Source organism: Roseofilum sp. Guam, assembly GCF_017746735.1.
In the GTDB taxonomy this organism is placed as follows: domain Bacteria; phylum Cyanobacteriota; class Cyanobacteriia; order Cyanobacteriales; family Desertifilaceae; genus Roseofilum; species Roseofilum reptotaenium.
The window spans coordinates 125,594-145,532 of the sequence record NZ_JAGHZN010000005.1 but is presented as its reverse complement, the minus strand read 5'-3'; the positions used below and the strand labels follow the sequence as shown (position 1 = coordinate 145,532).

At 41.0% G+C, this 19,939-nt stretch carries 19 protein-coding genes; 11 read left to right on the top strand and 8 right to left on the bottom strand.

Annotated elements, in window-relative coordinates:
- Positions 1-14 precede the first annotated feature (14 nt).
- Positions 15-788, bottom strand: coding sequence for a hydroxyacylglutathione hydrolase (gene gloB, locus J7529_RS02990; RefSeq protein ID WP_271941301.1), 774 nt, complete (start codon positions 786-788; stop codon positions 15-17).
- Positions 789-956: 168 nt separating this feature from the next.
- Here gloB and J7529_RS02985 point away from each other — a divergent pair, with 168 nt between their 5' ends.
- The 3 genes from J7529_RS02985 to J7529_RS02975 all read left to right on the top strand — a co-directional run bounded on the left by J7529_RS02985 (position 957) and on the right by J7529_RS02975 (position 4,477).
- Positions 957-1,166 (top strand): hypothetical protein, encoded by a 210-nt coding sequence (locus J7529_RS02985; RefSeq protein WP_271941298.1) that lies wholly within the window; start codon positions 957-959, stop codon positions 1,164-1,166.
- Positions 1,167-1,231: 65 nt separating this feature from the next.
- Positions 1,232-2,437 (top strand): glycosyltransferase family 4 protein, encoded by a 1,206-nt coding sequence (locus tag J7529_RS02980; protein WP_413038799.1) that lies wholly within the window; start codon positions 1,232-1,234, stop codon positions 2,435-2,437.
- A gap of 27 nt (positions 2,438-2,464) precedes the next feature.
- Positions 2,465-4,477, top strand: coding sequence for an ABC transporter ATP-binding protein (locus tag J7529_RS02975; protein WP_318727769.1), 2,013 nt, complete (start codon positions 2,465-2,467; stop codon positions 4,475-4,477).
- A gap of 51 nt (positions 4,478-4,528) precedes the next feature.
- Here J7529_RS02975 and J7529_RS02970 read toward each other — a convergent pair whose 3' ends face one another.
- Together J7529_RS02970 and J7529_RS02965 are read right to left on the bottom strand one after the other, a co-directional pair.
- Positions 4,529-5,860: a glycosyltransferase gene (locus J7529_RS02970; RefSeq protein ID WP_318727768.1), complete on the bottom strand. Its 1,332-nt coding sequence runs from the start codon at positions 5,858-5,860 to the stop codon at positions 4,529-4,531.
- On the bottom strand, positions 5,842-6,813 hold the full coding sequence (locus J7529_RS02965; protein WP_318727767.1) for a hypothetical protein: 972 nt from the start codon (positions 6,811-6,813) through the stop codon (positions 5,842-5,844). The genes J7529_RS02970 and J7529_RS02965 overlap by 19 nt, the downstream gene beginning before the upstream one ends.
- 328 nt (positions 6,814-7,141) lie before the next feature.
- On the opposite strand from J7529_RS02965, the gene J7529_RS02960 reads away from it, so the two are divergent.
- The 3 genes from J7529_RS02960 to J7529_RS02950 are packed head-to-tail and all read left to right on the top strand — an operon-like array spanning position 7,142 to position 10,172.
- Positions 7,142-8,236: a hypothetical protein gene (locus tag J7529_RS02960; protein WP_318727766.1), complete on the top strand. Its 1,095-nt coding sequence runs from the start codon at positions 7,142-7,144 to the stop codon at positions 8,234-8,236.
- An 18-nt stretch (positions 8,237-8,254) separates the two neighbouring features.
- Entirely contained in the window at positions 8,255-9,166 is a 912-nt protein-coding gene (locus tag J7529_RS02955; RefSeq protein ID WP_318727765.1) for a sulfotransferase, read from the top strand.
- A gap of 13 nt (positions 9,167-9,179) precedes the next feature.
- Positions 9,180-10,172: a hypothetical protein gene (locus J7529_RS02950; protein WP_318727764.1), complete on the top strand. Its 993-nt coding sequence runs from the start codon at positions 9,180-9,182 to the stop codon at positions 10,170-10,172.
- 90 nt (positions 10,173-10,262) lie between these two features.
- On the opposite strand, the gene J7529_RS02945 is transcribed toward J7529_RS02950, so the two are convergent.
- The 3 genes from J7529_RS02945 to J7529_RS02935 form a co-directional block, all read right to left on the bottom strand.
- Positions 10,263-11,189: a sulfotransferase gene (locus J7529_RS02945; RefSeq protein ID WP_318727763.1), complete on the bottom strand. Its 927-nt coding sequence runs from the start codon at positions 11,187-11,189 to the stop codon at positions 10,263-10,265.
- Positions 11,190-11,285: 96 nt separating this feature from the next.
- Positions 11,286-12,131: a hypothetical protein gene (locus J7529_RS02940; RefSeq protein ID WP_318727762.1), complete on the bottom strand. Its 846-nt coding sequence runs from the start codon at positions 12,129-12,131 to the stop codon at positions 11,286-11,288.
- Positions 12,132-12,308: 177 nt separating this feature from the next.
- Positions 12,309-12,479, bottom strand: a complete 171-nt coding sequence (locus J7529_RS02935; RefSeq protein ID WP_318727761.1) for a hypothetical protein — start codon at positions 12,477-12,479, stop codon at positions 12,309-12,311.
- A 230-nt stretch (positions 12,480-12,709) separates the two neighbouring features.
- On the opposite strand from J7529_RS02935, the gene J7529_RS02930 reads away from it, so the two are divergent.
- From J7529_RS02930 to J7529_RS02915, 4 genes are read left to right on the top strand one after another with little or no spacing between them, the layout of a single operon-like run.
- Positions 12,710-13,711, top strand: a complete 1,002-nt coding sequence (locus J7529_RS02930) for an Npun_R2821/Npun_R2822 family protein (protein WP_318727760.1) — start codon at positions 12,710-12,712, stop codon at positions 13,709-13,711.
- Between the two features lie 59 nt (positions 13,712-13,770).
- The gene (locus J7529_RS02925) at positions 13,771-14,541 is read left to right on the top strand and encodes a hypothetical protein (protein ID WP_318727759.1); all 771 of its coding nucleotides are present in this window, start codon (positions 13,771-13,773) and stop codon (positions 14,539-14,541) included.
- 10 nt (positions 14,542-14,551) lie between these two features.
- Complete coding sequence (locus J7529_RS02920) at positions 14,552-15,466, top strand: Npun_R2821/Npun_R2822 family protein (protein ID WP_318727758.1); 915 nt, start codon at positions 14,552-14,554, stop codon at positions 15,464-15,466.
- Between the two features lie 49 nt (positions 15,467-15,515).
- Positions 15,516-16,466, top strand: coding sequence for an NAD-dependent epimerase/dehydratase family protein (locus J7529_RS02915; RefSeq protein WP_271941272.1), 951 nt, complete (start codon positions 15,516-15,518; stop codon positions 16,464-16,466).
- Between the two features lie 91 nt (positions 16,467-16,557).
- Here the strand turns inward: J7529_RS02915 and cbiT are convergent, their stop codons facing one another.
- Both cbiT and J7529_RS02905 read right to left on the bottom strand, forming a co-directional pair.
- Complete coding sequence (gene cbiT / locus J7529_RS02910; RefSeq protein WP_318700264.1) at positions 16,558-17,154, bottom strand: precorrin-6Y C5,15-methyltransferase subunit CbiT; 597 nt, start codon at positions 17,152-17,154, stop codon at positions 16,558-16,560.
- Between the two features lie 67 nt (positions 17,155-17,221).
- Positions 17,222-18,706 (bottom strand): aminotransferase class I/II-fold pyridoxal phosphate-dependent enzyme, encoded by a 1,485-nt coding sequence (locus J7529_RS02905; protein WP_318727757.1) that lies wholly within the window; start codon positions 18,704-18,706, stop codon positions 17,222-17,224.
- A 95-nt stretch (positions 18,707-18,801) separates the two neighbouring features.
- On the opposite strand from J7529_RS02905, the gene ychF reads away from it, so the two are divergent.
- A complete protein-coding gene (gene ychF / locus J7529_RS02900) occupies positions 18,802-19,893 on the top strand; it encodes a redox-regulated ATPase YchF (protein ID WP_271941264.1) in 1,092 nt (363 codons plus the stop codon).
- The last annotated feature ends 46 nt before the right edge of the window (positions 19,894-19,939 follow it).

Genomic DNA, 19,939 nt, shown 5'->3' with positions numbered 1-19,939 from the left:
GATTCTTCAAAGCTCTAAAACAGGTCTTTTTTACCGCGAATACGACTAAACGTTTGCACGGGATCGGTGCTGTTTGCAGCAGCTTGCAAACTGGGCTGATCCCAACGCAGGAAGGGATTGGTGAGTTTTTCCAGACCCAGGACGGAGGGGACGGTGGGTTGGTTGTTTTGTCTCGCTTCCTTGACGCTGGCAAATCTCTCTTGTAGTTTGGGGTTATCCCCATCTACTGTTAGGGCAAATTTGAGGTTGCTGAGGGTGTATTCGTGGGCGCACCAAATTTGGGTATTATCGGGAAGATTTCTTAATTTACTCAGAGAATTAACCATCTGGGCTGGGGTTCCCTCAAAGAGGCGACCACATCCACCAGCAAATAGGGTGTCTCCACAGAACAAATTTCCGGGTTCACTGACATCTGCTGGAGGGAAGTAGTAGGCAATATGTGCTTTGGTATGACCGGGTACAAAGAAGATTTGCGCTTCTTGGCCTAAAATGGTGAGGCGATCGCCGTCTTCAAGAAAAAAGTGTTGTCCCGGAATTCTCCCCCGGTCTACAGCCCCCCCGTAAACTTGAAGTTGGGGAAATCTCTCCATTAACTGTTGATTGCCGCCGATATGATCGCTATGATGATGGGTGTTGAGGATGGCGATTAGGTCTGCACCGAGCTGCGCTAGGCACTCTAAGACGGGCTGCGGTTGGGCGGGATCGACGACAGCAGCTTGGTTGAGGTGGCGATCGTGTAAAACAAAGATATAGTTATCGGAAAGAGCAGGAAGTCGGTAAACTTGCATAGGATCTTGAGGGTATACTTAATGAACTTCAGAATTTTCCTCTTCTCTCCTATTGTAAGGGTAAGATGTGAGGTAAAGTTTTGATCCCCTAGAAAAGCCATCAAGACGACTCTCCCCCATCAATAGCCGAAAACGTTATCACGCGATCGCCAACTAGACAAACCCTTTATGTCCCGTTCCCCATCTAACCAACCGAACTTGGTCGCTCATCAAGTGGTTAAAGGCATTCTTGAGAGAGGTCAACTGACACCGAAAGAATACTTGATTATTAGTTCTGCCCTGATCTCGAATATGAAACTGACTCAGGAGATGAAACAGGAGATTAACCGGATATTGGATGCTCTACAAACTGGACGGTTGAAATTAGTGGATTCTTGAGAGATAGAAAAAATGCTACTAAAGATAACTGTATTGATTCTGATGTATTGGGGCGATCGCCTGTGATGGAGACTACATCTAATGCCTTGAAAATTTCTATACTCGTCAGCGATCTTTCGCAAGCGGGTGCCGGTCGTTGGGGAGGAGCTGTCCGCACCTTTTTGTTGGCTCAAGCATTAACCAACTTGGGGCATGAAGTAGAAATTCTGGGATTTAGTTTTGGTGAACCGCCAGATACCTCTGAGTCCAAGTATCCCATGGTTTGTGTACCCGGTGTCAACTATCCAGGGTTTTTCCGCTCTGCCCAAACCTTACTCAAAGCCATTCAAGGAGATATTCTGTATGCCTTAAGACCGAAACCTACCAGTTTTGGTTTAGCCTTACTCAAAAGAATGCAGCGTCGTTGCTCCGTAATTTTAGATATTGATGATTGGGAATTAAGTTGGCACGGGGGAGACCAATGGCGCTATCGTCCCGGTTTAAAACAGTTTGGCCGCGATATTCTGAAGCCACAGGGAGCGCTGAGAATGCCCGATCATCCCCTCTATCTAAAATGGATGGAAAATCAAGTTTCTCTGGCTGATGCAGTAACGGTTCATACCCGATTTTTGCAGGAGCATTTTGGTGGAGTTTATGTTCCCAATGGTAAAGATACAACCTTGTTTAATCCCCAAAATTATAATCCCGAAGTTTCCAGAGAGCTATACGGACTTTCAGACTATCGAGTACTAATGTTTCCCGGAGCGCCAAGACCCTACAAAGGCATTGAAGATGTTTTACTGGCTTTGGATAAACTCGATCAACCGGATTTGAGAGTCGTTATTATTGGGGGTAGTCCTTATGATAATTACGATCGCCATTTGCAAGAGAAATGGGGACGGTGGATTATTCAGATTCCCAAATTGCCTTACGAGAAAATGCCAGAGGTGGTGTCTGCGGCCCATGTAGTGGTCGTTCCCCAACGGAATACACCGGCAGCCTTAGCCCAATTCCCGCTAAAATTGACCGATGCGATGGCTATGTCTAAGCCAGTTTTAGCCTCTAATGTGGGGGATTTACCAGAAATTTTAGGAGGAACAGGTTATTTAGTCGATCCAGAGTCTCCCGATCAAATTGCCAATCGGATTGAGTCTATTTTCAAGGATTTAGATTTAGCCAACGAACAAGGTCAAAAAAGCCGCAAAAGATGTATGGAAAACTATAATATTGAAGCTATGTCAAAAGAATTAAAAACGCTTATTGACAATCTTCGTAAACATAAAACTATATAACATTGAGATCAGGTGAAGAGGTACAGTATGTCATCTAGAGAGTTTCTATTTAAATACTTAAAGAAATATCCCATCCCCTTAATCAGCAACATTATCCTAGGATTCTCTGGAGCCATTTTTAATGGGGTGAATACTGCCCTAATTATTCCAGTTGTTCTTCAGATTGTGGGACAAGAAGTTGAACTCAAAGGTGCGCCTCCTGCACTGAAATTTATCTTTGCACCCTTTCAAGGTATTCCTGAACAGTACCGACTAGGGGTAATGTTAGCAGCTATTGTATTGACAATTATATTGAAGGAAGGGGTGAATTATTTGCGTGCTATTGTAGCAGCCGCATTCAAGCGAAGAATGACCAACAGTATGAAGATTGATATTATGTCAACTCTTCTAGAAACAGATATTGATTTTTATAGTAAGAATAAGTTAGGTGATATTACAAAACGTTTAGGGGGAGATACAACACAAACAACAACGGCAATTAATTCATATGTGGATTTGACAATCCACCTAATTACCTCGTTTTTTTTCTTGTCTTTCCTCGTTTCTCTGTCCTGGCAATTGACCGTTATTTCCACTCTAATGATCGTTATGGTTGCCGTGGTTAACCAAGGTGTGGTCAAACGTTCTAAGAAGTTGGGGAAAGAAGTCTCTAATCAGCAAAGGATGTACTCGATTAAGGTGTTGGAAGTTTTAGGTGGAATTCGATTAGTCAAGTCAGTTGGAAATGAGCAGCAAGAGTTTGGTTTAATTAAGAAGATGATGCTTAAGCTGGAGAAATTTAACTTCTTAGCGCAAAGTAATAGTGCCCTAATTAAGCCCTTAAGCGAAATTACGAATATATTTACAGTGATTTCCATTCTACTGATCGGACGTGCGTTTTTCTCCAGTCAATTGGAAAGTTTGTCGGCGATTCTACTCACGTATCTGTTTGTTTTGTTTCGGATGATGCCAGTGGTCAATTCGATTAATGGTGTCCGAAATACTTTGGCTAAAGCGTCAGCGAGTGTAGATTTTGCCTATGATATCTGGCGGCGTGATAATAAGCCGATTATGACTCAAGGAATTGTTCCGTTTAATGGGTTTCAGGATAAGATTCATTTCAAAGAGATATCATTTGCTTATCCCGGTCATAATCATTTGGTCATTAAGAAAGCTGATTTAGTCTTGCCTAGAGGGAAGAGTTTGGCGTTGGTGGGTTCGTCAGGAGCAGGAAAATCAACATTTGCGGATTTGTTGCCCAGATTTTACGATCCGACGGAAGGTTCTATTTTGATCGATGGCCGTGATATTCGTGAGTTTGAGCTGCGTAGTTTGCGAAAATCCATGGGAATTGTCAGTCAAACAACGTTTCTGTTTAATGATACGGTGAGAAATAATATTATTTATGCTCGTCCAGATGCTACGGAGGATGAGATGGTAACGGCGGCGAAACAGGCGAATGCTTATGATTTTATTATGCAATTGCCAAAACAATGGGAAACAGAGGTGGGCGATCGCGGTGTGATGCTTTCGGGAGGACAGCGCCAACGGTTGGCGATCGCCAGAGCGCTGCTGCAAGATCCAGATATCTTGATCCTAGATGAAGCCACGAGTGCCCTCGATACAGTGTCTGAGCGCATTGTTCAAGAAGCGATCGACCATCTGAGCCGCGATCGGACCACATTAGTCATTGCTCACCGTCTCTCCACCATTCAGAACGCCGATCAAATTGCTGTTTTAGATAAGGGTCAAGTGATGGAAGTCGGAACTCATCAGGAATTATTAGAAAAACAAGGATTATATCATCGTCTGCATTCCATGCAATTTTCAGAAACAGAAGCATCAGAATCTACTGGTCAGAAAAGAATTGACTATGAAACCCTATCTAAAGCCTCCTACGAAGCCAGAACTCAACTCAATTCGATGATTGGTTCTTTACGATTATTAGCCGATGAGATTGTCGATACTCCAGAGGAACAATTAGAATTGACCGAAGAAGCCTATCGTTCAGCCATCAACTTGCTCAGAACCTTTGAAGTATTTGAAAATAAGCTACGTTAAATTAAAACGGCACTAACAAGAACGCAAAAAATCATTCCCTTGGTTTGGAAGCTAAACAACAGACTCTAACAAACTAATGTACTGTTGTGCTGCATCCTTCCAAGTCCAAAGAGATAGTTTTTCTTGTATTTTTTCTGGATTCAACTTACTCTTAGGATGATGAACAAATCTTTCCATACACGCAGCTAAAGCCTCTGCATCTCCTGGAGGGAAAAACTCAACTTGATCAAAACACTGATACAATCTAACTTGCTCTTGAAATACCTCTAAATCTGAAGCAATAACCGGTAAACCTCTTGAAATTGCTTCCGAGAGAGCCAGACCAAAACCCTCATATTGTGACGGTATAATCACACAAGAGCAATGCTGATACCAATATTCTACCTGTCCATACTCTCCATAACCCAAACCGTTAAAGTACTGCTCAATTACATCTCTATTTTCTGAATAGACTTGATGGCATTGATTTAAATAATTAGAATATTCTTGAGTACTACTTTGCTGGGACAGACTTAAACGTCCATTGACTAAAGCATCTGTTTCCTTACCGGTAAGTACAACCTGGAACTGAAGTTTTTTCTGAGCAACTCTTATCCCGCTTCTCAGTAACGTTAAGTGATCCTTATAAATTCCAAATGAAGAAGGAAAATAAAATGTAATTAGATCGCTAGAGTTAACAGTTGTCTCTCTATCACTTTCCGTCTTACGAATGGCTACCCCAGCATTAGGAATGGGTTTAATTTTGGACGAAAAACCAGGAAAAGTTGATATTATATCAGTCTTTGTCTTCTCAGAAACCGTAAAAACAATATCAGATTTTTTGAGCCATGCTAACAAACTTTGATCGTACTCTCTCACATAATCTTCTGGATAGGTCATGGGTGCAAACCGCCAAAACACATCATGAGCGATCATTCCCAAAGGGATTTTGAGGTTAGGTGGCGTTAATCGATTGGTTAAAACATATAAACAATGGGTCGCTTGATACTTTTCAATTAATCCATTGAGGGCATTACGTTTGGACTGCTGGTTTCTGACTTTCTTTATTTTTTTCTCTAATTGTTTGATTTTAAATATCTTTGATCCTAAAATTAAAATTCTTAAAAAAGATAAAAGCATATTTTTTGTTGGGACAAAAGATTCGTAAACTATGGACTCAGAAGAGGGCAGTATTTTCTGAAAGTAATGAATATCTTTTTTAGGTAAAACGATAATAATTTGTTCTATGTCCTTAGAAAATTCCTCAATAAGAGAGATGATTACTCGCTCGACACCACCCGATCTATAATATTCAATGGGGATAATTAGTTTCATCCTAGTTGAGTGAGCCATATCTACAAAAAAATCCAATATTAAACTTAATTCTACTGATTTTTCAACCAAATAGGCGCAACTTTTGCCCAGGTTTCTTCTTGAGCCAATTTCTGAAACTGTTCGCGAATTAACTGCAATTTTTCCGGGTCTGCCCGCATTAACTCAATGACTTGATAGGCTACTGCTTCTTGCGTTTCCTGAGATTCTGGATCTCCAGAAACCTTTATGCCATAAGGTTTTTCACCTAAAGCTGCTAAATCAGTCATGACTGGAATACAACCAACCATTGCTGATTCACGCACAGAAATACAATCAATTTCTGGATAGGTACAACCATAATAATGAATCAATGATTTTGCTTTTTCCTCTAGAATCTTATCTTGAGAAACACGGCCACGATCAAACACACCAGGCTGATTTATTAGATCGATCATTTTTTTTCTCCACTCTGAGTGTTTAGGGTGATTATCTCGCTTAGTAAACCCATAGAATAGGTGAAGTTCTGCTTCAGGGATTTCTTGTTTAATAATTGGCCACCCGTAAGTTAGCATATACTCTAGTCCTCGATAGTAGCGCGAGCCATAAATTAACTTGTAGGGGGTTTTAGGTGTATTGTATAACGGGCTAATTTCTTCACTCACTCCATTGTTAATGACCACAAATTTATCATCATTAAACTGGGGTAATAATTGGCGTTGATAATGGCTCTTAGAAAATATTTTATCAAAGGGTTCTAATCGTTCTGTTGTAAAGGCTTTGGCTGGGCCTAGAGTATCATGCCAATCTAACCAAAGGTTCTTGGCGTTAATGGGATGCTGGAGTAAGGTAGAATGCCTCCAAATAATCACAGTATCAAAGCGATCGCACCAATTGAAGTTATAATAGTTGACATATTCTACTCCATCATATAGTCCCTCTTGATCGCCACAATTGCTATACACCGTGACTTGATATCCTAACTTCACCCATTCTCTGGCCAGATAAATAACAGCCGCATGAGAACCACTTGCGCCAGTTTTCAAGCTATTTGGAGTTAATCCCTCATGGTGGTTCCCGGTATAATAAACGATTGAATGAGAAGACCATGTTTTAGCAGTTATCTTCTTATAAAGAGTCTGAAGATTAGGGAGTTTTTGCTTAACCCATGCTTTGATTTTTTTCATTGGCCGCACTTTATGTCATGGAGATAGTGAAGATTTCTTTATTTTCTGTCTCTAGTCTAAACGGGTGGTCTATGATCAGCATGAGTAATTAAGGGATGATCAAAACAGTTCATCATTTCGGAGAGTCTAACCAAAACTTGGTAATATTACCACTATATCATAACGGATGTATTCAAGTATGGGTTTCATGAACATCTATCAAAAAATGCTTGGGAAGGTAAAGTCACACATAAAACTTATAAACCAGGGCTTAAAATCTAAACTATGGCCAGATAAGTCTATTGTATACTATACGGGAGATACTGATTATCAATGGTCTCCAGAAAGTCTAAAAACGGGATTAGGAGGTGCAGATGCCCGCATTGTCTATTTATCTCGTGAATGGATTAAATTAGGTTATTCTGTTACTGTCTATAATAATTGTGGATCTCAACAAGGATTGTATGATGGAGTCCAGTATTATCACTACACCCAATTTAATCCTTGCGATTCTTTTGATACGTTAATCATGTGGCAGTTTGCCTGGCGAATTAAATTTCCGATCAAAGCAAAAAGGGTTTGGCTCGATTTAGGTTCTGTTCTATTGCCAGAAGAAGTGACCTATGAAAAACTAAAAGGCTATGATAAGGTGTTCTGTAAAAATTTCTTCCATCGATCCTTATTACCAGAAATTCCAGATCGCCAAATTGCGATTATCCCCAATGGATTCGATCCCTCCTTCCTTAAATTTTGTGGACAGACTAAAGATCCCTATAAAATCATCTACGCATCCAATTATATCCGAGGTCTAGAAAGAATGTTAGAATTCGGCTGGCCCTTGATTCACCAAGAAATTCCTGAAGCCAAACTTCATATTTACTACGGTTGGCCGAGACAAATCAAAGAAGATTGGAAACAGAAAATGGAAACATTGATGCAACAACCGGGCGTAATTGAACATGGAAAGGTAGGTCGCGAACAGCTTATGGCCGAGAAAGCTACTTCTAATATTAATTATTATGGATGTACTTTTGAAGAGCTTGATTGTAATACAGTGCGAGAATCGGCCCTAGTGGGTGCTGTCCCCGTAACGACGGATTATGCTGGACTGAAAGATAAAGAATATTGTGTTAAAGTACCAGGTAATCCTTATACGAAAGAAACCCAAGAAGCAGTAGCTTGGAAAATTATAGAACTGATGCGAAATCCTTCAGAACTGCAAGAGACCCGCGAACGGTTTTCCGATCTCGTTAAAAATGAGACTTGGGAACAGATTGCCCAATTCTGGTTAAATGAACAATAGAAATTTAGAGATAAAACCATGACCCTACCTAACTTTTTATTGATTGGCGCAGCTAAATCAGGAACATCTTCTTTATATTACTACCTTAAGCAGCATCCACAAGTCTATATGCCCGCGTCTAGGGATCAAAAAGAACCTGATTTTTTTACTCTAGAAGGAGAAGATATTAATCGTATTGGCCCCAATGGCAATCATGTGATGACGAATGCCATTACTGATTTGGACAGCTATCAAGAGTTGTTTGCAGGGGTAACCCATGAGAAAGCGATAGGAGAAGCATCTACGTCATATATTTACAGTGAAAAAGCAGTTCAAAGAATTCATCATTATATTCCTGATGCCAAGATAATTGCAATTCTCCGCCAGCCAGCAGAACGAGCATTTTCACATTTTTTATTTTCTTTGAGTAATGGGAGAGAACCGGTTCCAGATTTTGCTAAAACTCTGAAACAAGAAGAGGATAGGGTTGCCAAAAATTGGAGCTTTCAATGGCATCATAAACGCCGGGGATTTTACTATGTTCAGTTGAAGCGATACTTCGATACTTTCGATGCGAAGCAAATTGGAGTGTATCTGTATGACGATTTGATTGCAGATCCAACTGGACTGATGAAAGAGGTTTTCCAATTTTTAGAAGTAGATGATAGTTTTGTTCCTAATGTGAGCAAGAAACATAACCCTACTCGTGTTCCCAAGAATCAGACAGTTAATACTCTGCTGAATCGACCAAATCCGGTTAAAGCAGTGGTGAAAACCCTATTACCGATGAATTTTCGTAAAAGCATTGCAGAGAAGCTCAAGAAGCAAAACTTAGGGAAACCGAAGTTATCTCTCAAACTCCGCAAGCAACTGACAGAAGATTACCGAGAGGATATTCTCAAGCTGCAAGATTTAATTGAACGAGATTTATCGAAGTGGCTGGATGTTTAGGGAGTCAGCAAATATGAGTAAGTATGATGATTGGCCTCCCATCTATTTTTACCTTCCTGAAGCAGACTGGCTGGAGGATATGCCAGAGGATGCTAAGAGTTACTGGGAGGAGTTTGGTCGTGGAATTTATTGTTGGACTTTACAAACTTATTTACATCTAACAAGTGATGGATTTCCTTGTAGCTTAGTGGGATCGATGCCGGATGAAGGGATTGTGTTAGCTCATCGGGATTCATTGAAGTATGAGTTAAGACCAAAGGAAAAAGTCTTGATAGTCTGTATCAAAGCCGATCAAGCCGCTCATCCTTATGCACAAATGCATGTGGTTCAAAATCCACAGGAGATTGAAGTGGTTAAAAATAGCCACTATATTCCACTTTGGTCTCAACCTGGGTTGATTCCGCGCGATCACGATCGCGGTGATCGCTTTGAAAATATCGCTTATTTTGGTATCAGTTATAACTTAGCCCCAGAACTAAAAGATCCCTCCTGGTCTCAAAGTCTTGCAGAGATGGGTCTACAGTGGAACATTGTACCCAAAGAGCGATGGCATGATTACAGTGATGTAGATGCTGTCATTGCAGTCCGTACCTTTGAAGCAAGTCAAACCTATCTGTGGAAACCGGCAACTAAACTCTATAACTCTTGGCGTGCAGAGGTTCCCGTCATTTTGGGAGCTGAATCAGCATTTCAAGCAGAACGGCGCAGCGATCTGGACTATATTGAGGTTAAATCTCTAGAGGAGGCGATCGCTGCCATTAAAACTTTGAAAGATAATCCACAGTTGCGCAAAGATATGATCGCCAATGGTTGCGATCGCGCTCAAGCAACTAACATTGAAACCATCCTCTCCTCTTGGAAAACCTTCCTCACTGATATTGCGACTCCTGCGTATCGACGCTGGCTAGAATCCCCTAATTTACTCAAATGGATATACATTCAACAACACTATTGGTCGATTAAAACAGAAGCAATTAAGAAACAGTTAAAATCTCTTACCTCCTAGTAGTAAGTCAAGGTAAAATTGACGGATACAAACGTTTCAATTTTAGCCTTTGACGCTTTCATTATTCGCCATTTTTCCATTGACGGAACACTAGTCCCATTCATAGGGTTTATTCATTTCACCACAATAGTCTTCAAACTTCTCCAGTTGTTCTGGTGTAAGTTCTTGCTTCCACCGCAAATCTAGAGCTAAATTTAATCCCACGTTGTCATAGTGGCTTCCTTGTTTTTGGTAATTTTTATCTTGAATATTTTCATTTTGATCTCTATATCTCCAAATCAAGGAGCGAGTCCCGGTATTTCCCGACACAGGATGATGATCATCGTATTTCCAATACGAGAGCATTTCGTCTAAAAACTCAATCTGCAAAAGATCGCAAAGCTTTTTTAATGTTTGATGCGGATTTGTTACTAGCTCTTCATATCGAATTATCATTTTTCGCTCTAAGGGAAACTGGTCATAAAACTCACGAGCGCCACTAATTCTCGTTGACCAATGTTGACAAAAACGCTCTGTTGTCCATGTGGGACTAATTCTGAGGATAGAACTCATCACTGCTCGACCATCACGAACAATAAATAGAAGATAGCTTTTTAAGCGGCCTGATCTAAATTCTTGATGGCTACTTCTTTCTTTTACCCAGTCTAGTTCTTTACTAGAATCAAATAAAATTGATTCTTTACGTTTAGAGAGTAAATAAGAGTATGGGGATAAAATAGCTCTCTTGCCTAACCAGGGGCGAATAGCTCGGTCAATTTTCAAGGGAATGTAAGGATTTAAGCGAGTGTTACCCAAAACTGCTGCTAACTGTTTTCGTTCTAACTCAGTGAATTTTCCATCCCAAAAGGGACAGTCATCCCGGCAAATTGTACAAAGTTTTTTTCCTTGCTGGTAATATCGGTAGAATTTATCGAGTTCTCCCAAGTTGACACAATCAGGATGGCTTCCTATAATAAAGGACAATAGAGTTGAACCACTACGTCCACTACCTACTATAAATACAACCTTATTGATCATAATCTTAGTGGGAGGTATAATCCATTCATAACATACTTTTAATTTCTTTGGATTCTTTTTAGAAGATACCTAATTAAGTCCTGAAGAATCAATTTTTTAAGCAAACTGAGACAAAAGTTTATACAGTTCCCAAGTAGATGCCCATACAGAATACCCCTTAGTAAATTTTTTCTGCCCATTTTTAGCTATCCAAGCTACTTTCTCTCGATTTGCTAGAAGCATATCTAGCTTATTTGTCAAATTATCAAAATCAAATGAAATATAATCTTCTCCTTCAACCAAATCAGAATTAGGTAATAGTTTGATCCCATCAATCGAATCATGGGATAGCATCAAAGTTTGAGCATTTAAACTCTCTAGATGTCTAAATGTTCCGGGGCCGTGGCCTGGTGGACAAACAGAAATCAAAACGCGAGACAGATAGGCTTTATATTTGGGATCGTTTTCTTTGTATTCTGTATCTATGTAACTACTTCCCTGATAATTCTTAATGATATTAAGAGTTGCCTCTCTCATTTCCTGTCGATAAGAATTTCTATTGAGCGTAATCTTAACTCTATAGGAAATATCAATATTACGCTCAACTTTTTTCTGAGATATAGCAAAACCACCAAAATAATTATAGGCTGGAGAACGAGGATTTAGTCCTATGGGATAAGTCGTCGTCCAAACTACATTGTATTTTTGTAAATACTCTTTATGGGGAGCGTTCTTAATTCTGGGTAATGAGGTAACAATTTCTGGGGCAAGAGATTCAAATCGAGGAAAACCATCGTAATTACCATGGTCATGGGTATCGAATAATATTTTGTTTTTCTTAAAATTTAAAAACTTTTCATCTGTCCTATTAATAACTGAAAGGTTTCGCAAAAAATTCCTTGATTTTTTACCAGGAGGAGGTGAGTATATGACAATATCATATGAATCCTGATTGAAAGTCACATAATCATGAAGACTAACTTCTGTAAAATCAATCAGGAATAACCTTTTTAGCCAGTATGTACAATACACTAGATAGGGCACATTACAGGAGGACTTATAGTCTCGAACTAATAGAACTTTAATCATATATCTAGCTACCTCAGAATAGATGGCCTGTTTTTAATCGACATCAATTGATTAATCCCATTCATCGAGTCTGTTTAAATCTCCAGCAATAGAATTAAAGACTTGCAAGTTTTCTAGCGACAATTTATTTTTCCAACGCAAATCTAATTTGATTTTTATTTTTAACTCCGGATATTGATAATAGTTACCGTGACTATCTAAGGGTTGATCCTGAGTGACCAATTAACCATTATGAAGATAACTTTCTTTTTCATGAATGGGTATATAATATATCTACACTAAATACTGTCATAAATTCAGACGATTGTCAAGAAGTGACAACTCATTCGTTAATCTACATCTAGTTAATAGTTGTCAAAACTATCTTCCATGAGTGACAATAAACAAAAGAAACCAGACAGACCCATGTTTGGGTCGCCTTATCTCTAGTATTTCCTTATGTATTCAATCCTATGACTTATGGAATTTATACATCTGCTAACGATGTGGTTTACGATCAACTGGTTGCTTTGCTCAACAGCATTGAAGTCAATGTTAGTGCTGATACACCAGTCTGTGTTATCGCTTATGACGATCGTCTGGATCGGGTGAAAGCTGCAATTGACAGAAGGAAAAATGTTCAGTTACTTGATGATCCTCAAATCTTTGCTCCTTGGGAAGAATTTTCCTACAAGGTTTGGAAAGCTCATCCTAATGTACTGCAACAGTGGGAAGCCCAGGGAATTCAGGGAGTACGTCGTATCGGTATGAACCGTCGGTACTCTGCCTTTGACCCCAACAGCCCATTTGAAAAATTTGTCTACTTTGATGCTGATGTATTAGTTCTAAACTCCCTAGATTTTGTCTTTGAGCAGCTTAATCATAATGATTTCGTTGTCTATGATTTTCAGTATAAAGACCCCTCTCATATTTATAATTTAGACAGTCCTAAACTATTTGAAGTCTTTCCCCAAGAACGAATTAGTCAAGAAATTTTCTGTGCTGGATTTTACGGGTCTAAACGAGGATTGTTATCGGTTGAGCAAAGAAATGAGCTGGTTACTCACCTGCAAGCTGGAGAAGCTGAAATTTTATACCCATCAGCCCCTAACCAATCTGTTCTGAATTATATGACCATGCGATCGGGTTTGGACATTTACAACTTTTCCCTGCAACTCCCGAAAGAAGAGACGACTGGATGTTCTGTAACCTCTCCTCACTTTGAGCAACGGGATAATATGCTCTATGATAAAGGGGTACAGCTCACTTACCTGCACTATATTGGCATATCTTCTAAGATATTTGCCAGGCTCTGTGCTGGTGAAAACTTAGACTTTCCCTATCGAGAACTATTCTTACACTATCGCTATCTCTATGAGCCAGAGAAACGACCTTCGTTTGTAGGTAAACCTAAACCTTATAATCCCCCCCCTAGTCTAATGAAGCGATTCTTAAAAAAGGTAGGATTGCAATAGAACCATATTCCACCCTCTCTTGAGTCTAAGAATAAAAATTAGAAATAATGGGTAGAAAAATGAGCGAGCTAGAACCAAAATTTTGCTTTTCCACCTTAGCTCTTGGTCAGCGTTATCGAAACATGGCTAGGGATTTAGCTGGAGATATCGAAACCTATTTTCCAGGAACTTCCTTGGTCGTTTTTACGGATAAAACTCTAGATTTCAAGGAACAGCCTAATGTGATACCTTTTAAGCATCGTCAACAGGGAATACAGCACTGTTATAATGATAAGCGTTTCTTGCTAGAAAAATCTTTGTCCTTATTCCCTTCTGCTATCCATTTAGATGCAGATACTCGAGTTTTTAGTAGTCTTTCTGTTTTTATGGAACTAAATCCAGGACTCGCTGGACGTTCTGAGAATCTCATTGAGCATGTCAAAAAGTATCGACCAGAGAACCTGGCAGATATCACTAAAGTTGCCTCTAAGTTAGAAATTGACTTAGAATCTGCACTCTGGATTGGAGAGTCCCTCTTTATTGTCACTAGAGATGGGGGGAAAGAAGCAGAGTTCTTCCATTTATGGGGATTAATTGGTCGTTACTTAGAGTTAAAGGGAATGCATAGCGGAGAAGGAAATATAATCGGATTAGCAGCAGCGAAGATAGGTTGGGGAATTGAGAAAACCCAAACCTGGCAATCTTTGGTGGATACCAAAAAACACTTGGATGCTTCTCATCAGCGAAATCTCAGTTCTCTAGAAAAACTACAGCGAAGAATCGCTTATCATTACCGGTTGAATAAAGAAAGATTACAGGCCTTGAGAGACTTTGATTTTTATTATAGATGACAGATAAATTATGGAACAGGGAATTTACATTGTAGCGAATAATAAAGTGAAAGAGAATGCGATCGCCCTCTTAAACAGTATTCGCATGTACGATCCTAGTATTACTGTTTATATGATCCCCTTCAATGAGGATTATCAGGAAACCGCGCAAATCCTGGCAGAGAAACATAATGTTCGCGTTTTTCCTGATTTAAATCTTGTACAAGAATTTACAATAAAAATTTCTGAGATATTCGATCGCGATTTTCTGGCATTACCCAATAAAATGCGAAAGCTCGTCGCCTGGTTCGGCCCCCTAGATGACTTTCTGTATATCGATACTGATATCATTGTCTTTGAAAAGATGTCTGATATCCTATCTTACCTATCAAAATATGGATTTATTTGTTGTGATTATCATCACTCTGGTCGAGGATTACATGATATTTTCTCGCCCTTAGTTAAAGACAACAAGATCTTTACGGGGGAAGAATTACAAGATGTGTTCAATAGTGGTTTTTGGGCCTCTAAAAAAATCGCCATTTCTCAAGAGCAGATGTATAGACTCCTGCAAGAGTGTAGCCAACATCGAGAATACTTTGATTTTTCCTCCCAAGTCACGGACCAACCCATTCTCAACTACCTCGTTCTAAAATCAATTCCCAAACGTTTAAACTTGGTGAAGCTACCAGAAGGAGTACCGGGAAGTTGGGCAGGATCGGCACATTTTGAAGAAAAAGACCATATTTTATATGATAAAGGGAAGCAATTAATGTATCTTCATTGGGCGGGAAGTCCCATGAGACAGGGTGGTCCTTATAGAGAGTTATGGAGATACTACCGTTATCTCGGCGATCCCAATCCTCCGGCTGACCCTCCAGCGCCTAAAGCTGAACCGCAATGGAGACAGAAACTGAGAAACCTTAAGAAAACGATCCTCGGTTAGTTCATCTCCTATAATTGTGCAGGAATAAGAACAAAAAATTATCTTGGTAATGACTAAAGTAATTGTAACTGGCGTAGCCGGTTTTATTGGTTCCACCTTAGCCGAAACCTTACTCAATCAAGGTCAAGAAGTCATTGGTGTCGATCAATTTAACGATTATTATGACCCAACACTGAAACGCCGGAATGTTAGTCGTTTTCAAACTCATCCTCAGTTTACCCTTGTAGAAGGAGATATTCAAACCTTAGATTGGAATTCCTTATTCACTGATGTAGAAGTAGTTTATCACCAAGCGGCGCAAGCGGGAGTGCGTGCGAGTTGGGGGCAAGGGTTTCGCTCCTATACGGAACGGAATATCAATGCGACTCAGATTATGCTGGAAGCGGCGAAAAATTCCAGGACGTTGAAGCGATTTGTTTATGCTTCGACCTCATCAGTGTATGGAAATGCGGAAACTTTTCCGACTTCAGAACTCATTGCTCCCCAACCGGTTTCTCCCTATGGGATCACAAAATTGGCGGCGGAACGGTTATGTGTGCTATATCACCAAAATTTTCAGGTTCCGTTTACGGCTCTACGGTATTTTACGGTATATGGTCCCCGTCAACGGCCAGATATGGCATTCCATAAATTTTACAAAGCGGTGTTGGAAGACCGGGCGATTGATATCTATGGCGATGGTCAACAAACGAGGGATTTCACCTTTATTCAAGATGCTGTAGCTGCTAATCTAGGGGCTGCAACAGCTCCTGATGCAGTTGGAGAGGTTTTTAATATTGGTGGAGGGAGTCGGGTTGTACTGACGGATGTGCTGGATACGATGGAAAAAATCGTTGGTCAGCCTATCCGTAGAAACCACATTGATCGCGCTATGGGTGATGCTCGTCATACCAGCGCTGATGTTTCCAAAGCCAAGAAATTGCTGGGATACCAGCCCCAAGTCTCTTTAGAAGAAGGCTTAACTCAGGAGTGGGAATGGGTGCAGGAACTTTATAGTTAATCGAGGCTAGGGGACCTTAGCCCCTTGTCTTCTTATGAAATAATGTTCTTAAATTCCGGAAATCCTGTTGGTTGACATTTCCTGATATCCATTAACCCAGTTTTTCCCCACTAATAATAAACACTGGATCGACGGCGGCAAAAACTTGATACATTCCCCGTTTTTCCAAACGATTAACCCCAGATTGAACGACTTCTATATGTCTCACTTGTAGCTGGGCAAACCCTTCGGATAAAGCGTATAAACTTTCTAACGATCCGGCAGTTGCCACAATCCGTCCTTCTGGGAGTAACAAATTCCAGACGGCTTCTAAAATCTGTTTAACTGAGCGTCCGCCTTCCATACAAACTCGATGGGGGCGCAGAGGAATATTTTCTAAACATTCGGGGGCATTCCCTTCAATAATTTCTACATTATTAACGTCAAAGCGATCGCAGTTTCGACGAATTAAGCTGGCTACCTCGTCGTCTCGCTCGACGGCAAAAATCTGCCCTTCAGGGCACAATAACCCAGTCTCCACAGGAATTGTACCGGTTCCTGCACCAATGTCCCACAAAATTGAATCCTTACGCAATCGCAGAGCAGAAATCAATAATAATCGGATCTCCCGTTTACTCAAGGGAATACCAGGTAACCGCTCAAATAGATCATCAGGGATACCAGGAGAAACAAAGGGCCAAAGCGACATAAAAGGTGATCCTACCATCAGAGAGAAAGCTAGAGCAAATTTTATCGTACTGGATTCTCCCCTCTTTCTATTGCCTAACAACTTTTAAAGTTTTCAGGGTGGGATCGCTACACCCGGTGATTGTCCCTCCTAGGGATAACACCTGTTGTAGATAATCCAACGCTGACATATTAATCATTTCACCTGGCATGATTGCGGGAATGCCGGGAGGATAGGGACAAATGATTTCTGCACAAATACGCTCATCTGTTTGTTCTAAAGGTAAGGTTTCTGTTGGAGAGAAAAAGGCTTGACGAGGAGAAAGGGCAGGACTAATTAAAAATGAGGATGGATGGACAAATAAACATTCTTCTTGCCATCGTTGTAATACGGTGGGATCGGAGGAACACTCATGAGTCCCTTGGGTTGGGCAAATTTGGGCTAATCCTTGGACTAATTGATCGATATCAGCCTGAGTGTTGCCCAGACTAATAATAAAGGTTAAAGATTGGGCAGAGGGTAATTCAGCAATAACCCCGTGGCGATCGTGTAAAAGTCGATCGGCTTGATAACCGGTTAAGCCGCAAGAGGTGACTTTAACATTTAAGCGAGTGGGATCTAAAGCAAGAAAACCCTTGCTGATTTTGGTCTCTAAAACTTTTAATTTGGGAAGTGTTTTTAGGCTTTGTTGTGCCCGTTCTGCTAACTGTAAGGTTTGGGAAATCAAGCTTTCTCCTTGGAGAGCCATTTGCTGACGAGCAGCGTCTAAAGAGGCGAGCAGTACATAACTGGGGCTGGTTGATTGGAGCAGTTGGAGCGATCGCCGAATGGCTTCCGGATCGATCCGCGACCCCTTCAAATGTAGCATCGAGGCTTGTGTCATCGCCCCCAAAACCTTATGACTCGATTGAATCGCCACATCCGCGCCACAAGATAGAGCTGAAGGAGGTAAATCGGGATGGAAGTGAAAATGGGGGCCATGGGCTTCATCTACAATCAAGGGAATATGAGAGTCATGGCATAATTGAGCGATCGCCTCCACATCTCCACAAACCCCCTGATACGTTGGATAAACCATCATCACTGCCTTCGCATCTGGATGTTTGCTCAACGCCTTCTGGATCGACATCGGCGTAACACTATTGACCATATCCCAATCCGGATCGTACTCAGGATTAACAAAAATGGGCATCGCTCCAGAGAGAATTAATCCAGAAATCGCTGAACTATGAATATTTCGGGGTAAAATAATCTTCTCGCCACTGGTGCAAGTTGCCAAAATCGCAGCCATCACACCGACTGTCGAACCATTAACCAAAAACCAGGTTCGATCTGCACCAAACGCTTGAGCTGCCAAATCTTGGGCTTCTCGGATCGCCCCATCTGGAGCATACAAATTATCCAGATCGGGCAATTCCGATAAATCCGCTTGAAAGACCAAACTCCCAAATAAATCAGCCAAAGGGCGAGAAATACCGACTCCCCGCTTATGGCCAGGAGTATAAAACGGAGCGTGAGGGTGGGTCACATAGTGGCGAAGCGCATCTAAAATGGGGGTTTTGGCTTGAGACACTTTGGTAAATCCTATAACTTTCAATCAACCCAGTTGGCGATCGGTACACACCCAATCAACTTGACAACCTGAAACTTCATTAACAAACTCCACTAATGCTCAGAGCTGGAATTGTTGGACTGCCCAATGTGGGCAAATCAACGTTATTTAACGCCTTAGTCGCCAATGCTAAAGCACAAGCGGCTAATTTTCCATTTTGTACAATTGAACCCAATGTTGGGGTGGTTGCCGTCCCTGATGAACGCCTGTCCGTATTGGCTAAAATTTCCCAATCTGAACAAATCGTTCCCACGCGGATTGAATTTGTTGATATTGCTGGTTTAGTCCAAGGAGCCAGTCAAGGTGAAGGCCTTGGTAACCAGTTTTTAGCCAATATTCGAGAAGTAGATGCCATTGTGCATGTGGTTCGATGCTTTGAAAATGATGATATCATTCATGTTTCCGGTTCTGTCGATCCGAGTCGGGATATTGAGGTGATTAATCTAGAGTTGGCCCTAGCTGACTTGAGTCAAGTTGAACGGCGATTAGACCGCGCTCGTAAGCAAGCCAGAGGTAATAAGGACGGTCTGGTCGAAGTGAGTGCCCTGGAAAAACTACTTCCTGTCTTGAATGAAGGAAAATCTGCCCGTTTAGCGTCTTTGAATGAGGAAGAACTCGACAGTATTCAAGGTTTGGGTCTGTTAACGGCTAAACCGATTATTTATGCCGCGAATGTATCTGAAGATGATTTAGCTGAAGGTAATGAATGGGTAGAGGTGGTCAAACAAATGGCGGCCCAAGAAACGGCCCAAGTGGTGACCATTTCCGCCCAGGTGGAGTCAGAGTTAATTGAACTACCTCCAGAAGACCGGGACGATTTTCTGGCCAGTTTAGGCGTAGAGGAGGGCGGTCTACAATCGTTGATTCGTGCCACTTATACCCTGTTGGGATTACGTACGTACTTGACCACTGGGCCCAAGGAAACCCGTGCTTGGACGATTCAAGCTGGGATGACAGCTCCCCAAGCTGCGGGAGTAATTCATTCGGATTTCGAGCGGGGATTTATTCGGGCTGAAACTATTGCGTACCAGGATTTGGTTAGTCATGGTTCTATGAATGCAGCTAAGGAAAAAGGGCTGGTACGCAGTGAGGGTAAAGAGTATGTAGTGCAAGAAGGGGATGTGATGTTATTCCGGTTTAATGTTTAAGTGAGAAGTGGGGAGTGAGGAGTGCGGAAATTGGCTCAGGGGGGTT